This window comes from Azotobacter bryophylli (assembly GCF_042643485.1).
Classification (GTDB): domain Bacteria; phylum Pseudomonadota; class Gammaproteobacteria; order Pseudomonadales; family Pseudomonadaceae; genus Azotobacter; species Azotobacter bryophylli.
Genome location: NZ_JBHRSJ010000034.1, coordinates 427,298 through 442,225, shown reverse-complemented (window position 1 = coordinate 442,225; position 14,928 = coordinate 427,298). Strand labels below are relative to the sequence as shown.

Below are 14,928 nucleotides of genomic sequence, written 5' to 3'. Positions count from 1 at the left end.
GAGCCCTGCGGGCAAGGGGGTATGAATCATGCCGAGATGTGGCGGTTTGCGGTCGAATCCAGCAGCAAAGCTTCCACGCCATCGCTGGCAGCCTTGATGGCACCGGCGAGATAGCCAGGAAACTCACTTGACCATTCACTGGCAATGCCTATGACGCGATTACGCCATATGCCGGCCGATGCCGTGGCCAAAGAAGCGATGCTGCGGTAGACCGGACCATCCTGGTCAGCAACCGTCGCCGTGTACGGATCTGCGGCCCAATCTTTGATGAACTCGGCCTTGGGCGCTGCCGCCCAAGGGCCGAACAGCCGATAGAGCTGTGCTCGACAATGCGAGCGCAGTACGTCTTCGGAAAGGTTCCGGCGTACGTGCGCCGGCAGACTCAAAAAGCCGAAAAGTGCCGCGCTGCCGCCCGGTACTGACGCATCATGGATCTCAGTCAGCGGCCCTGAGGCACTGCGGGCCTTGCCGGATAGCCCCAACGCACGCCAGAACGGCTTGTCATAGACGGCGACATACTTGGCATGCGGCGCCATCCATGTCGCGATGCTTTGCCAGGCGCGCATCGACGCCTCGGGCAGTGCGGGATGGAAGTCGATCGTTGCCATCGCCAAGCGGGGTGGAACGGCCAGAAGGACACGATCGACCCGATAGGACATGACATCCCCATGCCGATCGTGGGCCTCCAATTCGATCTGCCGTCCATCGCATTGCAAGCGCCGAACCTGTTGACCGGCAATGATCCGCGTAGCGTCCAGGCGTTGACTCAGGGCATCGATCAGCGATGCCATTCCCCCCACCAAACGCATCGGGGTAGGCGAATCGACGTAGCCGCGCACATGCACGGGCGGATCGTCGGGCGAGCGCTCTACGACCATGTCGCCGGTCTCCTCCTGCTCGAAGCGCTCCAGGCCGAACTCGCTGACCACACGGTCAAGCGTGCGCTGGTAATCGGGCCAGAACCACGTCGCCCCCAGATCGAAGCGGTCGAAATCGTCTCCTAGGGGCGTCATGCCCGAGGCATGAGCGGTCGTGATGCGCCCTCCAAGGGTATCCCGAGCCTCCAGGATCACGTAGTCCCGGATGCCCCTGCGCTCCAGCAGATAGGCCGCATACAGACCGCTCAGACCCGCGCCGATGATGGCAATACGTGCTGTCTGCATGCCTATGCCTCCATCGCCATATCGGTCAGGTGGCCAGTCTTGAGGTAGAGGGTGGTTCCCCGAATACCAGCCGCGATCTCCGGGTACTCGCCGCCGGGCAGGCGCATCCAGCTGCCGCGCGGGTAGGACTGGCCTCCATCAGCCAGCTCCCCGCCCAGCACCAGCAATTCTGCGCTGCTCAACGGACCGGCAAACAAGGCTTCGCCCGGTGCCAGGCGCAGCAGGCTGACCTGCTCGGTATCGTCGGAGAACAGCGGACATACCTTGCGCGCCTCATGTCCGCGCCAGGAGGACGGGGCGCAGGTATCGATGCGCACTCGGCGGTTCTCGCCCGGCGGCATCTGCCAGAGCTTGACGAAAATAACGGCCCCCTCACTGCTGGAGGGTTGATGGCTTGAACCCGGCGGATTACGCAGATAGCAGCCCGCCCTATAGTGTTCGTCGCCTTCGGAGAAGATGCCGGACAGAACAAGGATCTCCTCCCCGCCAGGATGCTGGTGGTACGGGAAGAAGGACTTGGGAGCGTAGCGCACGATACTGGTCGCCCGAGCTTGTTCTCCGCCCTGCCGGTCCAACATCATGCGTTCGACACCGCGCTGGGGAGAGGCGACCCATTGGTACTGACAAGGCGCCACGATGGCGCGGCGCGAAAAGTCTGCATTGATGAGCATAAGCGGATTATCCAGCCATTGAAGAAGAACGCTCGGCTGGCCGAATGATCGACAGCCGTTACCCCGTCAATGCCAATCAGGCCTCAGGCAGTTGTCCGACGGCTTCCAGCACGCGTGCCGAGTACACCAGCGCGGCGCCCGCGTTCAGGGCGATGGCCACGCCCAGCGCCTCGGCGATTTCCTCCCGCGTAGCGCCGTGTTCGACGGCCTTCTTGACGTGTACGGAAATGCAACCATCGCAGCGTGTCGTCGCCGCCACGGCCAGGGCTATCAGTCCGTGCATCTTCGGCTCCAGATGGCCGGTCTTGGCGGCAGCGTTGTTGATCGTCATCAGCCCCTGCATCACATCAGGGTTTTCTTGGGCGTAGTCGTCTACCAGTTCCATCAAGGAAGCACGGTATGCGTTCCAGTCTTGCATCATGGCAGTCTCTCGTGCGGGGAATGCTGGGTTGCGTTGCGTCCGAAGGTCAGACGACTTGGTAGATACGCACATCGGGGCTGGCATCCAGCAGAGGCTCAAGACCGGCAACCACGTCGGCTGTGAATAATTCGCTCTGCAGGTAGGCCCGTGCGTTCTCGGCGCTGTCGAAGCCATGCAGCACCTGCACGTCCTCCTCGCGCACCAGCAGTTCCTTCGTCTTCGCGCCGGCGATGGTGTTGAGGAACGGCGCCTTGTACTTCTGGTAGATGCCGGCAGCGGCAGCCCGGTTGGCGGCAGAGATGTTGAGGGTGATTTGCAGGTAAGCAGCCATAGCCAGCTCCTGTGGGTCAAGATCGAACGGCATGCATGAGCCGGCGGAAAACCAAAAGAATTTCTTTTTGGCCACCAGCCCTTTCCTTGAGATTCTTCCGCCCATGCAGGCGATGGGCAAATGAGATAAAGTTTTCCTGACTGAAAGAAAAACTTTATTGGTATGAAGGCCCCCAGCCACCTGAACGCCTTGCGAGCCTTTGAAGCCAGTGCTCGCCACCAGAGCTTTTCGGCAGCGGCCGCGGAGCTCAACGTCACGCCAGCAGCCGTAGGCCAGCTTGTACGAAGCCTTGAAGAATGGCTCGGAATGCCTTTGTTCGTCCGCAGCACCAGCGGCCGGGCCAGACTCGTCGCCACCGAAGCCGCTCTGCGCGCCTTGCCCGAGATTCGAGCCGGCTTCGACAAGTTGAGCCTGGGGCTGGAACGCCTTAAAGAGAGCACCGCCAGCGGCGTGCTGACCGTGACCGTCAGTCCGGCTTTCGCCGCCAAGTGGCTGCTACCACGCTTCGAGCGATTCCAGGCCACCTGCCCCGACACGGATGTGCGCCTGGAGACCAGCCTCAAACTGGTGGATTTCGTTGCCCAGCGGGTGGATATCGGCGTGCGCTACGGCACAGGAACCTGGCAGGGGGTGACGGCGGAAAAACTGATGGAGGAGGAAATCTACCCGGTGTGCTCCCCTGAGTTCCTGCGGAGGAACCAGCCTCTGCACGAGCCCAACGACCTCGGGCGCGTCACCTTGATCCACGACCTGTCGATGGATGGTCATGCCGGCTTCCCTACCTGGGATCAGTGGCTTCAGGAGGTCGGGGTAACGGGCGTGGCGACCTCACGCGGCATGAAGATCAATAACTCCGCAGCGGTTCTGCAGGCGGCGATCGAGGGCCGGGGTGTCGCGCTCGCCCGTAGCGTCATGGCCCACGACGATCTGGCAGCGGGGCGGCTGGTACGACTTTTCCCGGAGATCCGGTTCGTTTCCGAGCTGGCCTACTATGTCGTGTACCGTCCCGAGTGCGCCAGCTTGCCGAGGCTTATAGCCTTTCGGGACTGGCTACGGCATGAGGCTGCCGGCTCATAAAAATAGTGCAACGGCTGACGTTCGAGACCGGCCATGCTGGGAAATCAGCACCGGGCACCTGCCCGCGGCCGCGCGGCAGCGTCTACGCGTCTTGTCAGGTGCCGACGAACCGGTCGCCCAGACCGGCGCACTAGCCGAGTTCTTCTGCCTGGATGCCGGTGAGGGATTGGGCTGCAAGCGGGCCCTGGTCGACATCTGCCTCGCGGAGAAGCCCGGCAGCGCAAGGTCCTGGCCTACACCGTGTACAGCGGGACACGCGACACCACCAGTCGACTCAAGCGGATGCTGGAACAGGCCGGCTTGAAGGTGGCGGTGCTGCGCGCCTCGGTGGACACAGCCCGGCGGGAGGATTGGATTTTCGACCAGGTCGATCGAGGGATCGATGTACGGATTACCAATCCGGAACGGGTGAAGACCGGCCTGGATCTGCTGGACTTCCCGACCATCGCCTTCCTGCAGACGGGCTACAACGTCTACACCCCGCAGCAGGCGGCGCGACGGTCGTGGCGGATCGGGCAGAAGCACCCGGTGCGGGTGGTGTTCTTCGGCTATGCCGGCAGTTCGCAGATCACCTGCCTGCAGCTGATGGCCAAGAAGATCGCCGTGGCCCAGAGCACGTCGGGAGACGTGCCGGAATCGGGGCTCGATGCGCTGAACCAGGACGGGGACTCGGTCGAGATGGCACTCGCCCGGCAACTCATCGCGGCATGGCGGTCAAGGCCACCTTCGGGTGGCCTTTTCTTTTGAGATACTCTGGAGCCTAAACGACTCTTGGAGTAGCCCCATAGAGGAACATCTGCTCGAGGACCGTTGCCGAGCGCGCGGGGGCCGCTCGCCCCAATCGCTCCGAATCGACCATGCCCCAGATCAGCGCGCCGAGCAGATCGGTGAGCACGGGAGCACCGACATCGACTCGGAAGGCCCCCAGCTGCTGGCCGCGCAGAAAGAAGGCATCCAAGGCATCGACGAGGCTTTTCCATGGACTGCCCTCCTCGACCCAGTCCAGAGAATCCGGGCGGTACATGAACATCAGGAAAAGCATCAACTCTCGGTGCGCGAGATGACCGTCGATCAACATTCGCAATGCCACCACGGGCTCGGCCGTTTGCAAATCGGCCTCCTCGATTATCTGCGCCATGACCTTGGAGGTATGGCACATCAGCATGTCGACCAGATTGTCCCGGGTGCCATAGAGGCGATGCAGGGTAGCCTTACTCACGCCGGCCGCCTCGGCCAACTCCTTCAAAGTCGCCCGAGGACGCACGACCAACCCGGTGGCCAGCGCCTTCAGCAGCTTTTCGTCTGTGTTAGCAATTGACATAGAGGCCCCATAGGCAGTTTCGGCCGGGCATTATGCAAAAAACTCCTCGCTTCTTTGTGAAGAATTCGAGATCAACCGGACCACAATGAGACTTTATTGTCTCAATAGAATCTTTTGTATAGCATCCACAACCTTAAAGCCTTCCTGTGGATGAAATCATGCATGTCATACCACCCCGTGTGCGCTCGATCAGTATGGCGCTAGCGGTCACGCTGGCCTTGAGCGGCTGCGGCGGACCGGAGCAAACGGAACAAGAGCCGGCACCGCGCGAGGTGAGGACCGTGACGGCCACGCACGAGATCCTGCCCCTGTACGCCGAACTGCCTGGACGCATCGAGCCGGTACGGATCGCAGAAGTGCGCGCACGGGTGGCCGGCATCGTGCTCGAACAGAATTTCGAGGAAGGGGCGGACGTGAAAGCCGGAGACCTGCTGTTCCAGATCGATCCGGCGCCACTGAAGGCCGCCGTGTCGCGCGCCCAGGGCGAGCTGGCTCGCGCCGAGGCTCAGCTTTTCGATGCCCAGGCCAGAATCCGCCGCTACGAGCCCCTGGTCAGGATCGAAGCGGTCAGCCAACAGGAATTCGACAGTGCACGGGCCACGCTGCGCAGCGCCGAAGCCTCCAGGCAGAGCGCTCTCGCCGAGCTTGAAACGGCGACCCTGAACCTCGGCTATGCCAGTGTCCGTGCGCCGATTTCCGGTCGCATCGGGCGTGCGCTCGTCACTGAGGGCGCGCTGGTCGGCCAGGGCGAGGCCACGCTGATGGCTCGCATCCATCAGTTGGACCCGATCTACGCCGACTTCACCCAGCCGGTCGCCGAGGCACTGAAACTGCGCGAGGTGCTCAAGCAAGGCAGCCTGTCCGAGCGCGACGGCGATCGGCTGAGCATCCAGATCGAGGGTACCGGTTACAGTACCCAGGGCACCCTCATGTTCACCGACGCGACCGTGGACCGCAGCACCGGCCAGGTGTCGCTGCGTGGCCGCTTCGCCAATCCGGACAGGATCCTGCTGCCCGGCATGTACGTCCGCGTGCGCGCCTCTCAAGGCACGGACAGACAGGCCATCCTGCTGCCCCAGCGCGCGGTTCGGCGCGACAACGATGGGCAGGCTTCGGTGATGGTGGTCGGGCAGGACGGCATCGCCCAGGTCAGAGCCGTGACGACCGGGGTGATGCAGGACTCGCGCTGGCAGATCCTCAGCGGCATCGAAGCCGGCGAGCGCGTCATCGTCGGCGGGCTGAGCGGACTCAATCCCGGGGATCGCGTCGCCATGCAGCCCGATGATACCCAACAGGCGGCTCGCCACGAGTGAGCGCAACAGGCGCGCGAGGATTCGACATGTCCGGTTTTTTCATCAAGCGGCCCAACTTCGCCTGGGTCGTGGCCCTGTTCATCTCGCTGGCCGGCCTGCTTGCCCTTCCGGCCCTGCCGGTGGCGCAGTACCCCAACGTGGCACCGCCACAGATCACCATCACCGCCAGCTATCCGGGAGCCTCGGCCAAGGTCCTGCTCGACTCGGTGACCAGCGTCATCGAGGACGAGCTCAGCGGTGCCAACGGCCTGCTCTACTTCGAGTCGACGAGCAACTCCAACGGCGTGGCCGAGATCGTGGTGACGTTCCGGCCGGGAACGAATCCGGACTTCGCCCAGGTCGACGTGCAGAACCGGCTGAAGAAGGCCGAGGCGCGCATTCCCCAGGCCGTGCTCACCCAAGGCATCAGCGTGCAGCAGACCAGCGCCGGCTTCCTTATGTTCTACGCCCTGGGGTACAAGCAGGACGTGCAACGCCAGGACACCACGGCCCTGGCCGACTATGCCGCGCGCAACATCAATAACGAGATCCGCCGCGTACCCGGAGTCGGCAAGCTGCAGTTCTTCGACGCCGAGGCGGCCATGCGGGTCTGGATCGATCCGCAGAAACTGGTCGAATACGGCCTCTCCGTCGACGACGTGGCCGGTGCGATACGCGCCCAGAACGTACAGGTGCCGGCAGGCAGCTTCGGCGGCTCGCCCGGCTCGCTGGAACAGGAGATCACTGCGACCCTGGCCGTACGCGGGTCGCTGGAAACACCGGAAGAATTCGGCGCCATCGTGTTGAGAGCGGCCCCGGACGGGGCCACCGTGCGACTGGCTGACGTCGCCCGCCTCGAAATCGGCAGCGAGAACTACAACTTCGCGGCGCGCCTGAACGGCAGGCCGGCAGTGAGCGCCGGGGTCCAGCTCGCCCCCGGGGCCAATGCGGTCAAGACCGCCGAGGCAGTCAGACAACGCCTGTCCGAGCTCTCGGTGAATTTCCCGGAGGGTGTCGAGTTCTCCGTGCCGTACGACACCTCGCGCTTCGTCGACGTGGCGATAGACAAGGTCATCCATACGCTGGTCGAGGCCATGATCCTGGTGTTCATCGTGATGTTCCTCTTCCTGCAGAACATCCGCTACACCCTGATCCCGAGCATCGTGGTCCCGGTCTGCCTGCTGGGCACTCTGGCCATCATGAAATTGCTGGGGTTCTCGGTGAACATGATGACCATGTTCGGCATGGTGCTGGCCATCGGCATCCTGGTCGACGATGCCATCGTGGTCGTGGAGAACGTCGAACGGATCATGGCCGAGGAAGGTCTGCCGCCGACGGCGGCAACCGTCAAGGCCATGGGCCAGGTGTCTGGAGCGATCGTCGGCATCACCCTGGTGCTGTCGGCCGTATTCCTGCCGCTGGCCCTGATGTCCGGCTCGGTGGGGGTGATCTACCAGCAGTTCTCCCTGTCGCTATCGGTGTCCATCCTGTTCTCCGGCTTCCTCGCCCTGACCTTCACCCCGGCCCTCTGCGCCACCCTACTAAAGCCGCTGCCGATCGGGCACCAGAGCAAAGGCGGATTCTTCGGAGCCTTCAACCGCCGCTTCGCCCGACTCACCGAAAGCTATGCGACGCTGAATTCCTGGCTGGTCGGGAGGTGCGGTCGCCTGATGCTGATCTACCTGGGCCTCCTGGCACTGCTGGGCTACCTGTACCTGCGTCTGCCGGAATCCTTCGTGCCGCAGGAAGACCAGGGCTACATGATCGTCGACATCCAGTTGCCGCCCAATGCCACGCGCGAGCGCACCTTGGCCACTGGCCAGGAACTCGAGCGTTTCCTGCAATCGCGCACCGCGATAAAAGACAACTTCCTCATCCTGGGCTACAGCTTCTCTGGGATGGGAGAAAATGCCGCCCTTGCCTATCCCACCCTGAAGGACTGGTCCGAGCGAGGCACGGGGCAGTCCGTCGAAGCGGAGAGCGCAGTCCTGAACCAGCGCTTCGCCAACCTGGATGACGGGGCCGTCATGGCGGTCGCCCCGCCCCCCATAGACGGTCTGGGCAACTCGGGGGGCTTCGCCTTGCGCCTGCAGGATCGCGCCAATCTCGGGCGCGAGGCGCTACTGGCGGCACGCGATCAACTGCTCGGTGCGATCCAGGGCAACCCGAAATTCCTGTACGCGATGATGGAAGGCCTAGCCGACTCCCCGCAGCTGCGCCTGAAGATCGACCGGGTAAAGGCACAGACCCTGGGAGTGAGCTTCGAGTCCATCAACAACACGCTGTCCGCCGCGTTCGGCTCGTCCGTGATCAACGACTTCACCAATGCGGGGCGTCAGCAGCGAGTAGTGATCCAGGCCGCCCAGACCGCGCGCATGACGCCGGAAAGCGTGCTCCGCCTCTATGTGCCCAACAGCAGCGGCTCGCTGGTTCCGCTGAGCGCCTTCGTCACCACCACCTGGGAAACCGGCCCGGTACAGATCGCGCGCTACAACGGCTATCCCAGCATACGCATCTCCGGGGATGCCGGCCCAGGCGTCAGCACCGGCGAGGCCATGGCGGAGATCGAGCGACTGGCCGCGCAACTGCCGGCGGGGATCGGCCACGAGTGGACCGGTCTGTCCTATCAGGAGCGCATCGCCAGTGGCCAGGCTCTGGGACTGTTCGCCCTGGCGCTCCTGGTGGTACTGCTGTTGCTGGTGGCGCTCTACGAGAGCTGGACCATTCCATTGTCCGTCATGCTGATCGTGCCGGTCGGCGCGCTGGGCGCCGTGCTCGCGGTGATGACGGCAGGCCTGCCCAACGACGTCTACTTCAAGGTCGGCCTCATCACGGTCATCGGCCTAGCGGCAAAGAACGCGATCCTCATCGTCGAGTTCGCCAAGGACCTGCACGAACAGGGCCGTTCGCTACGCGAGGCAGCCATCGAGGCGGCCCGCCTGCGCTTCCGTCCCATCGTCATGACCTCGCAGGCATTCATCCTCGGCGTAGTGCCGCTGACCTTGGCCAGCGGCGTCGGTGCGGCCAGCCAGCGCGCCATCGGCACGGGGGTGATCGGCGGCATGCTCAGCGCCACCCTACTGGGAGTGATCTTCGTGCCAGTGTTCTTCGTCTGGGTGCTCTCCCTGCTGCAGCACGACCAGCTCCCGGCCAGCGATCGTCCCGAACCGCACCCCACACGGAGCGCAGAATGACCGTGATCAAACCACTCCGACCCGGCGTCGTCCTGCTGCCCCTGGCGCTGATATTGGCCAGTTGCTCGCTGGCCCCCCGCTACGAACGCCCGGCTACGCCTGTCGCCGGGCACTGGAGCGGCCAGCCGGCCCAGACCGAGCACAGCGCATTGGATTGGCAATCCTTCATCGCCGATGCTGATCTGCGCGCACTGGTACAGACCGCATTGGACAATAACCGCTCGCTGCGTCAGGCCTTACTGGACATCGATGCCGCTCGCGCGCAGTACCGCATCCAGCGTGCCAACCGTCTGCCCGGCCTCAATGCCGGGATCAGCGGTACTCGCCAACGGCTTCCGTCCGATCTGTACGGCAGCGGCAGCGGGACCCAGGGCAACCTGTCCGGCAACGGCGGTAGCGGTTTCTCCGGCAGCTACCATAGCTACCAAGTGAACCTGAGCCTGCCAGAATACGAGATCGATCTGTTCGGCCGGGTACGCAATCTGTCCGAGGCGGCCCTGGAACAATATCTGGCCACGGAGGAAGCCACGCGCAGCACCCAGATAACCCTGATCGCCGACGTGGTTCAGACCTACCTGACCTACGATGGCGCGGGCCGCCAGCTGGCGCTGACTCGGGAGACCTTGAAGACCCGTGAGGCCTCGCTGGCACTGATCGGCCAACGCCGCGCCAATGGTACAGCCACCGCCCTGGACTACCAGGAAGCGCTGGGCCTGGTGGAGCAGTCGAAGGCCGAACTGGAAAGCATCGGACGCCAGCGACAACTGGCCCGCAATGCGCTGCTCCTGCTGGTTGGCACAGCGGACGCTGCGAACCGGCTCCCTGCGCAGCCGCGCAGCGGGTTGCTACTGGTTCAGGACATCGCGCCCGGTACAACGTCCGAACTGATCAACCGCCGGCCGGACATCCTGGCCAGCGAACACCGGCTCAAAGCTCGTCACGCCGATATCGGCGCAGCACGGGCCGCGTTCTTCCCGCGCATCACCCTGACCAGCGACATCGGCACTGCCAGCGCCGATATCGCCGGGCTGTTCGGCGCCGGATCGCGCAGTTGGTCCTTCGCCCCGACGCTGTCGCTGCCGATCTTCGCCGGCGGTCGCAACCGGGCCAACCTCGACCTGGCCAGGGTGCGCAAGGACCAGGAAGTAGCCGCATACGAAGGCACCATCCAGACCGCCTTCCGCGAAGTGGCCGATGCCCTGGCCAGCAGCGATACGCTGCGTCGCGAGGAAACGGCGCGTCGGGCCCTGGCCAACACCAGCCAGGAAGCCCTGCGTCTGGCCAAGGCACGTTTCGAGGGAGGTCTGGACGACCACCTGCGCTATCTCGACGCCCAGCGCAGAGCGTTTGGCGATCAGTCCGGCCTGATCGACGTCAGCACCCAGAGACAGATTGCACTCGTGAGCTTGTTTCGTGCCTTGGCCGGGGGGTGGGGAAGCTCGAAAGAATGAAGACCAGTCTGGAACCGCTGGGCTTCCCGCCCCATCGTCCGCGGAGCAGAGCATGAGCCAGCCCCCTTCGCCCCGCTCAAGCAGTCGGAACGGGAGCGGCTGGCGCGGATGCGGGACGAGGCGCCTGGTCTGGGGGGAGGAAGGGGGCGTAAGCCTTCATGGTTTGCCCCCAACAGGTATGGAGCCTATTTGGACTGGCCAAGAGGCCCCTCCAGAGGGTCACCCAGTTTGCCAATCTGGCCTACGGATGGCGCGTCAACGCCTGCAGAGGCAGTCGAGTCGTACCCGTTCTAGAAGAAGATACCGGCCTCGATCATGGCTCGAGTTTCCGAACGTCTGTTGCCACTCGATCCAAAGGCCATGCCCGAACTCGTGTTGGATGCGCCGACATAAGCCAAGTCGGCACGGGTGAAGAACCGCTGGTACTGGTAGGTCGGCGTGACCGTGAACGACCAGGCCTCGCTGCCCGCTCCGTAACCCAGCAGGTTCGGAGCGCCGTTGTCTGCATTGCCCGAAGAGGAAATGTATTCGAGGCGCACTGGCAGCTTGAAGCCCGGCAAGCGCAATCCCGCGGGGGTGGAATCCGAACCGAAATCGTAGCTCATGAGCAGGGCGCCGCCCAACGTCGAGGCGCTGTGGTTGATTCCCACCTCTTCGATCTTCGGCACATGGGTGTACTGGATGTACGGTTGGAACGTCCAGGGACCGTCGGTATGCGTATAGATCAAGTTGTAGATTTGCTGGTTGTTCTGGGCGACCGGTGCGGCAAACGAGTTCTCGTGGGAGTGCTTGGTGTTCGCTCCGCCACCCAAGGTCAGTGTGTTGTTGCTGTCGAAGGCATAGCTGGTCGACATGGTGACCCAACTATATTCCCCGGAATAAAAGCCGTCGTTGAGAGACGCCGAAACGGACACGGGCCCCTTGGCGTAGTTGACTTGTACGCCCCGATTCACGGCATTTTCCTGGTTCCACAGCAGACCACGCTGAACGTTCATGTTCTGGAACGTGAAGGTGCTTTCCGCACCGATCAGCGTAGGAAGCTTACCGACCTGCACCGAGAGTTCTTTGGTGGGTGCAATCTTCAAGTAGGCTTGGGGAACAGCGTCGAACAATAGTTTCCTGGCATCAGAAGCCTTCGTATAAGGCACGCCCAAGACAGGCACGGAGTAATAACCGGCTTGCACGAAGAACTGCACCAGCCCATCCGATTTTTGGATGAACAAATGAGCATTGTTCAGGTCGCCACGACTGTCCCGATCACCGGCCGGGGAATGGCCCTGGAACAGGCCCATTCCCGTCACAAGCCCGGAGGCGTAGATCTTACCCATGCGGCCGAGATCCAGGCTGAAAGGGTTGGAGTTGGCCGAGAGGGTCGAGCTAACGGGGATCGGCAGCGGAGGGGCGGAAGGGGCTTCGGCCTCCGGGGTGGACTGGTCTGCAGACAGCTCCTGCGCCTGTTCGTCTGCCGAGGCGGCGACCGAGTTCATGCTCAGTAACGCCAATATGACGGTCTTATAAAGGGCGGTGTGTTTCACGTAAGCAATCCCTCCGATGCACTTCGCTACTCTGTTGTGTCATCGCTACGGCCAGCACGAGATCCACGAAATGAATCTGTGCAGGCATCGCAGGGACTGCAACGCAAGATGCAGGCCAACCATGATTTCGCCGGCGCGAGGGCGATCTTTCGACATGCCACCCTGCGCTGTGCCGGAATCCTCGCAGGCACTCTAATGAACTCAGTGACGAAACAAGATTTGGCTAGCCCGCCCGCCATGCAGAGTTCTCGGATCCTCAACTCCTGCTGCATCGAGTTCCGTCTAGCGGCGAAGGGTTATGTACCGGTGCCCAGGTGGCAACCGTAACGGTGCAAGCGAGCGACACACGCACCACATACGAGCTCAATTAGCACCAAAATAGAACATTTGATCATGGGCACCGAGACAGAGAGCACCAACTTGGTGCAAATAGCAGGTTTCGGGTGTGAACGAGCCCCTTGAAACACAGGACACCGTTTCCCCCTTACCACAAGGGATAGGCAAACGACTGTGTTTATGACTACCAGCAAAGACAAGACCATCGAAGTACTCGGCCAGGAGCGGCGTCGCCGCTGGAGCGTCGAGGAGAAACTGGCCATGGTGCGCGAGAGTCTGGAGCCCGGGCAAAGCGTCTCGGTGGTGGCCCGGCGTAACGGCATCACCCCCAACCAATTGTTCCACTGGCGCAAGCTCTACCAGGAAGGCAGCCTGTCGGCAGTCAGTGCAGGTGAGGCGGTGGTGCCCGCTTCCGAGTTGGCCGATGCCCTCAAGCAGATCCGCGAACTGCAACGGATGCTGGGCAAGAAGACCATGGAGGCCGAGATCCTCAAGGAAGCGGTGGAGATCGCCCGCTCGCTAAAATGGCTTGCGCACTCACCCTTGTTGCCGAGGGACGGCCAGTGAAAACGGTCAGTGAGAGTCTCGGTGTGGCGCGCTCGCAATTGACGACCCGACTCAAACAGCCCGCTCCGGAGCCGCAGTCACGTCATCGCCGGCCGCTCAACGATGTAGCCCTGGTCGAGCAGATCAAGCAGGCAGTCGGTGCGTTGCCCAGCTATGGCTATCGCCGGGTCTGGGGCCTGTTGCGTCGGCAGCATGAGCGACAGGCCCAGCCACCGGTCAACGTGAAGCGAGTTTACCGCGTCATGCGCGACCACGATCTGCTGCTGGAACGCCGGTGCAAGCAGCCGGGTATGGCGCGGCGTCACGAAGGACGTGTCGCCGTGGACACGAGCAATACCCGCTGGTGTTCGGATGGCTTCGAGTTCCGCTGCGAGGATGGAGACAGGCTGCGCGTGACCTTCGCCCTGGACTGCTGCGACCGCAAGGCCATCGGCTGGGTGGCCAGCTCACATGGCTACAGTGGTGACGATGTCCGCGACGTGATGCTGGAGGCCATCGAACGGCGCTTCGGTGACGCGCTGCCGGCGTCGCCGGTGCAATGGCTGAGCGATAACGGCTCGGCCTATACCGCCGAATAGACCCGCGCTTTTACTCGGCAGATCGGCCTGCTGCCGCTGGCAACCCCGGTGTGCAGCCTGCAGAGCAACGGCATGGCAGAGAGCTTCGTGAAGACGATGAAGCGCGACTACATCCGCCACATACCCAAGCCGGATCGAGCGACAGCCCTGCGCAACCTGGCCATCGCCTTCGAGCACTACAACGAGGAGCACCCGCACAGCGCACTGAAATACCGCTCGCCTTGGGAATTCAGGCGCCTGGCTGAGGCATCAACTTAACGGGGGGCGGTGTCTGGTTTTATAGGCGCTAATCCACACGGACGTGCCCCCGTAACACCGGCCTGGTTCTGGCTCGTCGTGTTCGAGACCTTCGTCCACACGGGGATCCGCCTGAACGCCCTGCTCTGCCTCAGACTGGCCGATGTCGACCTACAGAAACGCACGCTGCTGATTCGCGGCGACACCGAGAAGACTCACCGCGAATTCATGGTTCCCGCCACCGCGACGCTGTACACCCACCTGCAGCAGTTGGTGAACCGGGCCGTCGCCGCAGGCTTCCAGACCGAAGATCAACTCTTCAACGTGAATCGGTTCTCGCCGCACTACAAACGGCGGACCATGAACCTCAACCAGGTAGAGGCGATCTTCACCAAGATCAGCGAGAAGATCGGCACGAAGCTGACGCCCCACCGCTGCCGGCACCCCCTGGCCACGGAGCTGATGCGCCGGCCGGAGCGCGACATACACCTGGCCATGAAGGTGCTGAATCATTCCAATGTCAGCACCACCATGGGCTATATCGAGCCGGACCAGGAGCAGATGCGGGCGCTGCTGGAGGGCTGTAGCCAAGCACGGGATCGGCGACCACCGAAACGGGTGGTCCAGAACATCGACCCGACGGTCCAAGAGCCGAAACGGGCTCCGGGGGAGAAGGTTGGCGTCGATCACGGCCGAGCCGAATCCCCGGCTGCCTCGCCGGAAACCCAGCCGCCCAGGACGGCAGCAGAACCGT

11 protein-coding genes and 2 pseudogenes are annotated in these 14,928 nt (G+C 63.1%); 7 read left to right on the top strand and 6 right to left on the bottom strand.

Features of this window, described 5'->3' with window-relative positions; all coding sequences use genetic code 11:
* Positions 1-26 precede the first annotated feature (26 nt).
* The 4 genes from ACFOJE_RS18185 to ACFOJE_RS18170 all read right to left on the bottom strand — a co-directional run bounded on the left by ACFOJE_RS18185 (position 27) and on the right by ACFOJE_RS18170 (position 2,661).
* Complete coding sequence (locus tag ACFOJE_RS18185) at positions 27-1,163, bottom strand: flavin monoamine oxidase family protein (protein WP_377816119.1); 1,137 nt, start codon at positions 1,161-1,163, stop codon at positions 27-29.
* A gap of 2 nt (positions 1,164-1,165) precedes the next feature.
* Positions 1,166-1,834 (bottom strand): cupin domain-containing protein, encoded by a 669-nt coding sequence (locus ACFOJE_RS18180; RefSeq protein WP_377816118.1) that lies wholly within the window; start codon positions 1,832-1,834, stop codon positions 1,166-1,168.
* Between the two features lie 76 nt (positions 1,835-1,910).
* On the bottom strand, positions 1,911-2,252 hold the full coding sequence (locus ACFOJE_RS18175) for a carboxymuconolactone decarboxylase family protein (RefSeq protein ID WP_377816340.1): 342 nt from the start codon (positions 2,250-2,252) through the stop codon (positions 1,911-1,913).
* Between the two features lie 49 nt (positions 2,253-2,301).
* On the bottom strand, positions 2,302-2,661 hold the full coding sequence (locus tag ACFOJE_RS18170) for a hypothetical protein (RefSeq protein ID WP_377816116.1): 360 nt from the start codon (positions 2,659-2,661) through the stop codon (positions 2,302-2,304).
* Positions 2,662-2,748: 87 nt separating this feature from the next.
* On the opposite strand from ACFOJE_RS18170, the gene gcvA reads away from it, so the two are divergent.
* Positions 2,749-3,663, top strand: a complete 915-nt coding sequence (gene gcvA, locus ACFOJE_RS18165; RefSeq protein WP_377816115.1) for a transcriptional regulator GcvA — start codon at positions 2,749-2,751, stop codon at positions 3,661-3,663.
* Positions 3,664-3,838: 175 nt separating this feature from the next.
* Positions 3,839-4,410, top strand: a pseudogene (locus tag ACFOJE_RS18160) (DEAD/DEAH box helicase); the annotation flags it as partial.
* A gap of 13 nt (positions 4,411-4,423) precedes the next feature.
* On the opposite strand, the gene ACFOJE_RS18155 reads toward ACFOJE_RS18160, so the two are convergent.
* A complete protein-coding gene (locus ACFOJE_RS18155; protein WP_377816113.1) occupies positions 4,424-4,984 on the bottom strand; it encodes a TetR/AcrR family transcriptional regulator in 561 nt (186 codons plus the stop codon).
* A gap of 194 nt (positions 4,985-5,178) precedes the next feature.
* On the opposite strand from ACFOJE_RS18155, the gene ACFOJE_RS18150 reads away from it, so the two are divergent.
* The 3 genes from ACFOJE_RS18150 to ACFOJE_RS18140 are packed head-to-tail and all read left to right on the top strand — an operon-like array spanning position 5,179 to position 10,921.
* The gene (locus ACFOJE_RS18150) at positions 5,179-6,297 is read left to right on the top strand and encodes an efflux RND transporter periplasmic adaptor subunit (RefSeq protein ID WP_377816338.1); all 1,119 of its coding nucleotides are present in this window, start codon (positions 5,179-5,181) and stop codon (positions 6,295-6,297) included.
* Between the two features lie 26 nt (positions 6,298-6,323).
* Entirely contained in the window at positions 6,324-9,470 is a 3,147-nt protein-coding gene (locus ACFOJE_RS18145; protein ID WP_377816111.1) for a multidrug efflux RND transporter permease subunit, read from the top strand.
* Positions 9,467-10,921 carry an efflux transporter outer membrane subunit gene (locus ACFOJE_RS18140; protein WP_377816110.1) on the top strand — a complete coding sequence of 485 codons (1,455 nt, stop codon included), beginning with the start codon at positions 9,467-9,469 and terminating at the stop codon, positions 10,919-10,921. The genes ACFOJE_RS18145 and ACFOJE_RS18140 overlap by 4 nt, the downstream gene beginning before the upstream one ends.
* Before the next feature lie 290 nt (positions 10,922-11,211).
* Here ACFOJE_RS18140 and ACFOJE_RS18135 read toward each other — a convergent pair whose 3' ends face one another.
* A complete protein-coding gene (locus tag ACFOJE_RS18135) occupies positions 11,212-12,456 on the bottom strand; it encodes an outer membrane beta-barrel protein (RefSeq protein WP_377816108.1) in 1,245 nt (414 codons plus the stop codon).
* A gap of 516 nt (positions 12,457-12,972) precedes the next feature.
* Here ACFOJE_RS18135 and ACFOJE_RS18130 point away from each other — a divergent pair.
* A pseudogene (locus ACFOJE_RS18130) lies at positions 12,973-14,195 on the top strand (IS3 family transposase).
* Positions 14,196-14,273: 78 nt separating this feature from the next.
* Positions 14,274-14,928: site-specific integrase (locus ACFOJE_RS18125; protein WP_377816107.1), on the top strand; the 655-nt coding region annotated here is incomplete at its 3' end.

Bases quoted from the DNA above. Each gene is read 5' to 3' on its own strand.
- ACFOJE_RS18185 (WP_377816119.1), bottom strand. From the start codon at position 1,163: ATGCAGACAGCACGTATTGCCATCATCGGCGCGGGTCTGAGCGGTCTG.
- ACFOJE_RS18180 (WP_377816118.1), bottom strand. From the start codon at position 1,834: ATGCTCATCAATGCAGACTTTTCGCGCCGCGCCATCGTGGCGCCTTGT.
- ACFOJE_RS18175 (WP_377816340.1), bottom strand. From the start codon at position 2,252: ATGCAAGACTGGAACGCATACCGTGCTTCCTTGATGGAACTGGTAGAC.
- gcvA (WP_377816115.1), top strand. From the start codon at position 2,749: ATGAAGGCCCCCAGCCACCTGAACGCCTTGCGAGCCTTTGAAGCCAGT.
- ACFOJE_RS18155 (WP_377816113.1), bottom strand. From the start codon at position 4,984: ATGTCAATTGCTAACACAGACGAAAAGCTGCTGAAGGCGCTGGCCACC.
- ACFOJE_RS18150 (WP_377816338.1), top strand. From the start codon at position 5,179: ATGGCGCTAGCGGTCACGCTGGCCTTGAGCGGCTGCGGCGGACCGGAG.
- ACFOJE_RS18145 (WP_377816111.1), top strand. From the start codon at position 6,324: ATGTCCGGTTTTTTCATCAAGCGGCCCAACTTCGCCTGGGTCGTGGCC.
- ACFOJE_RS18140 (WP_377816110.1), top strand. From the start codon at position 9,467: ATGACCGTGATCAAACCACTCCGACCCGGCGTCGTCCTGCTGCCCCTG.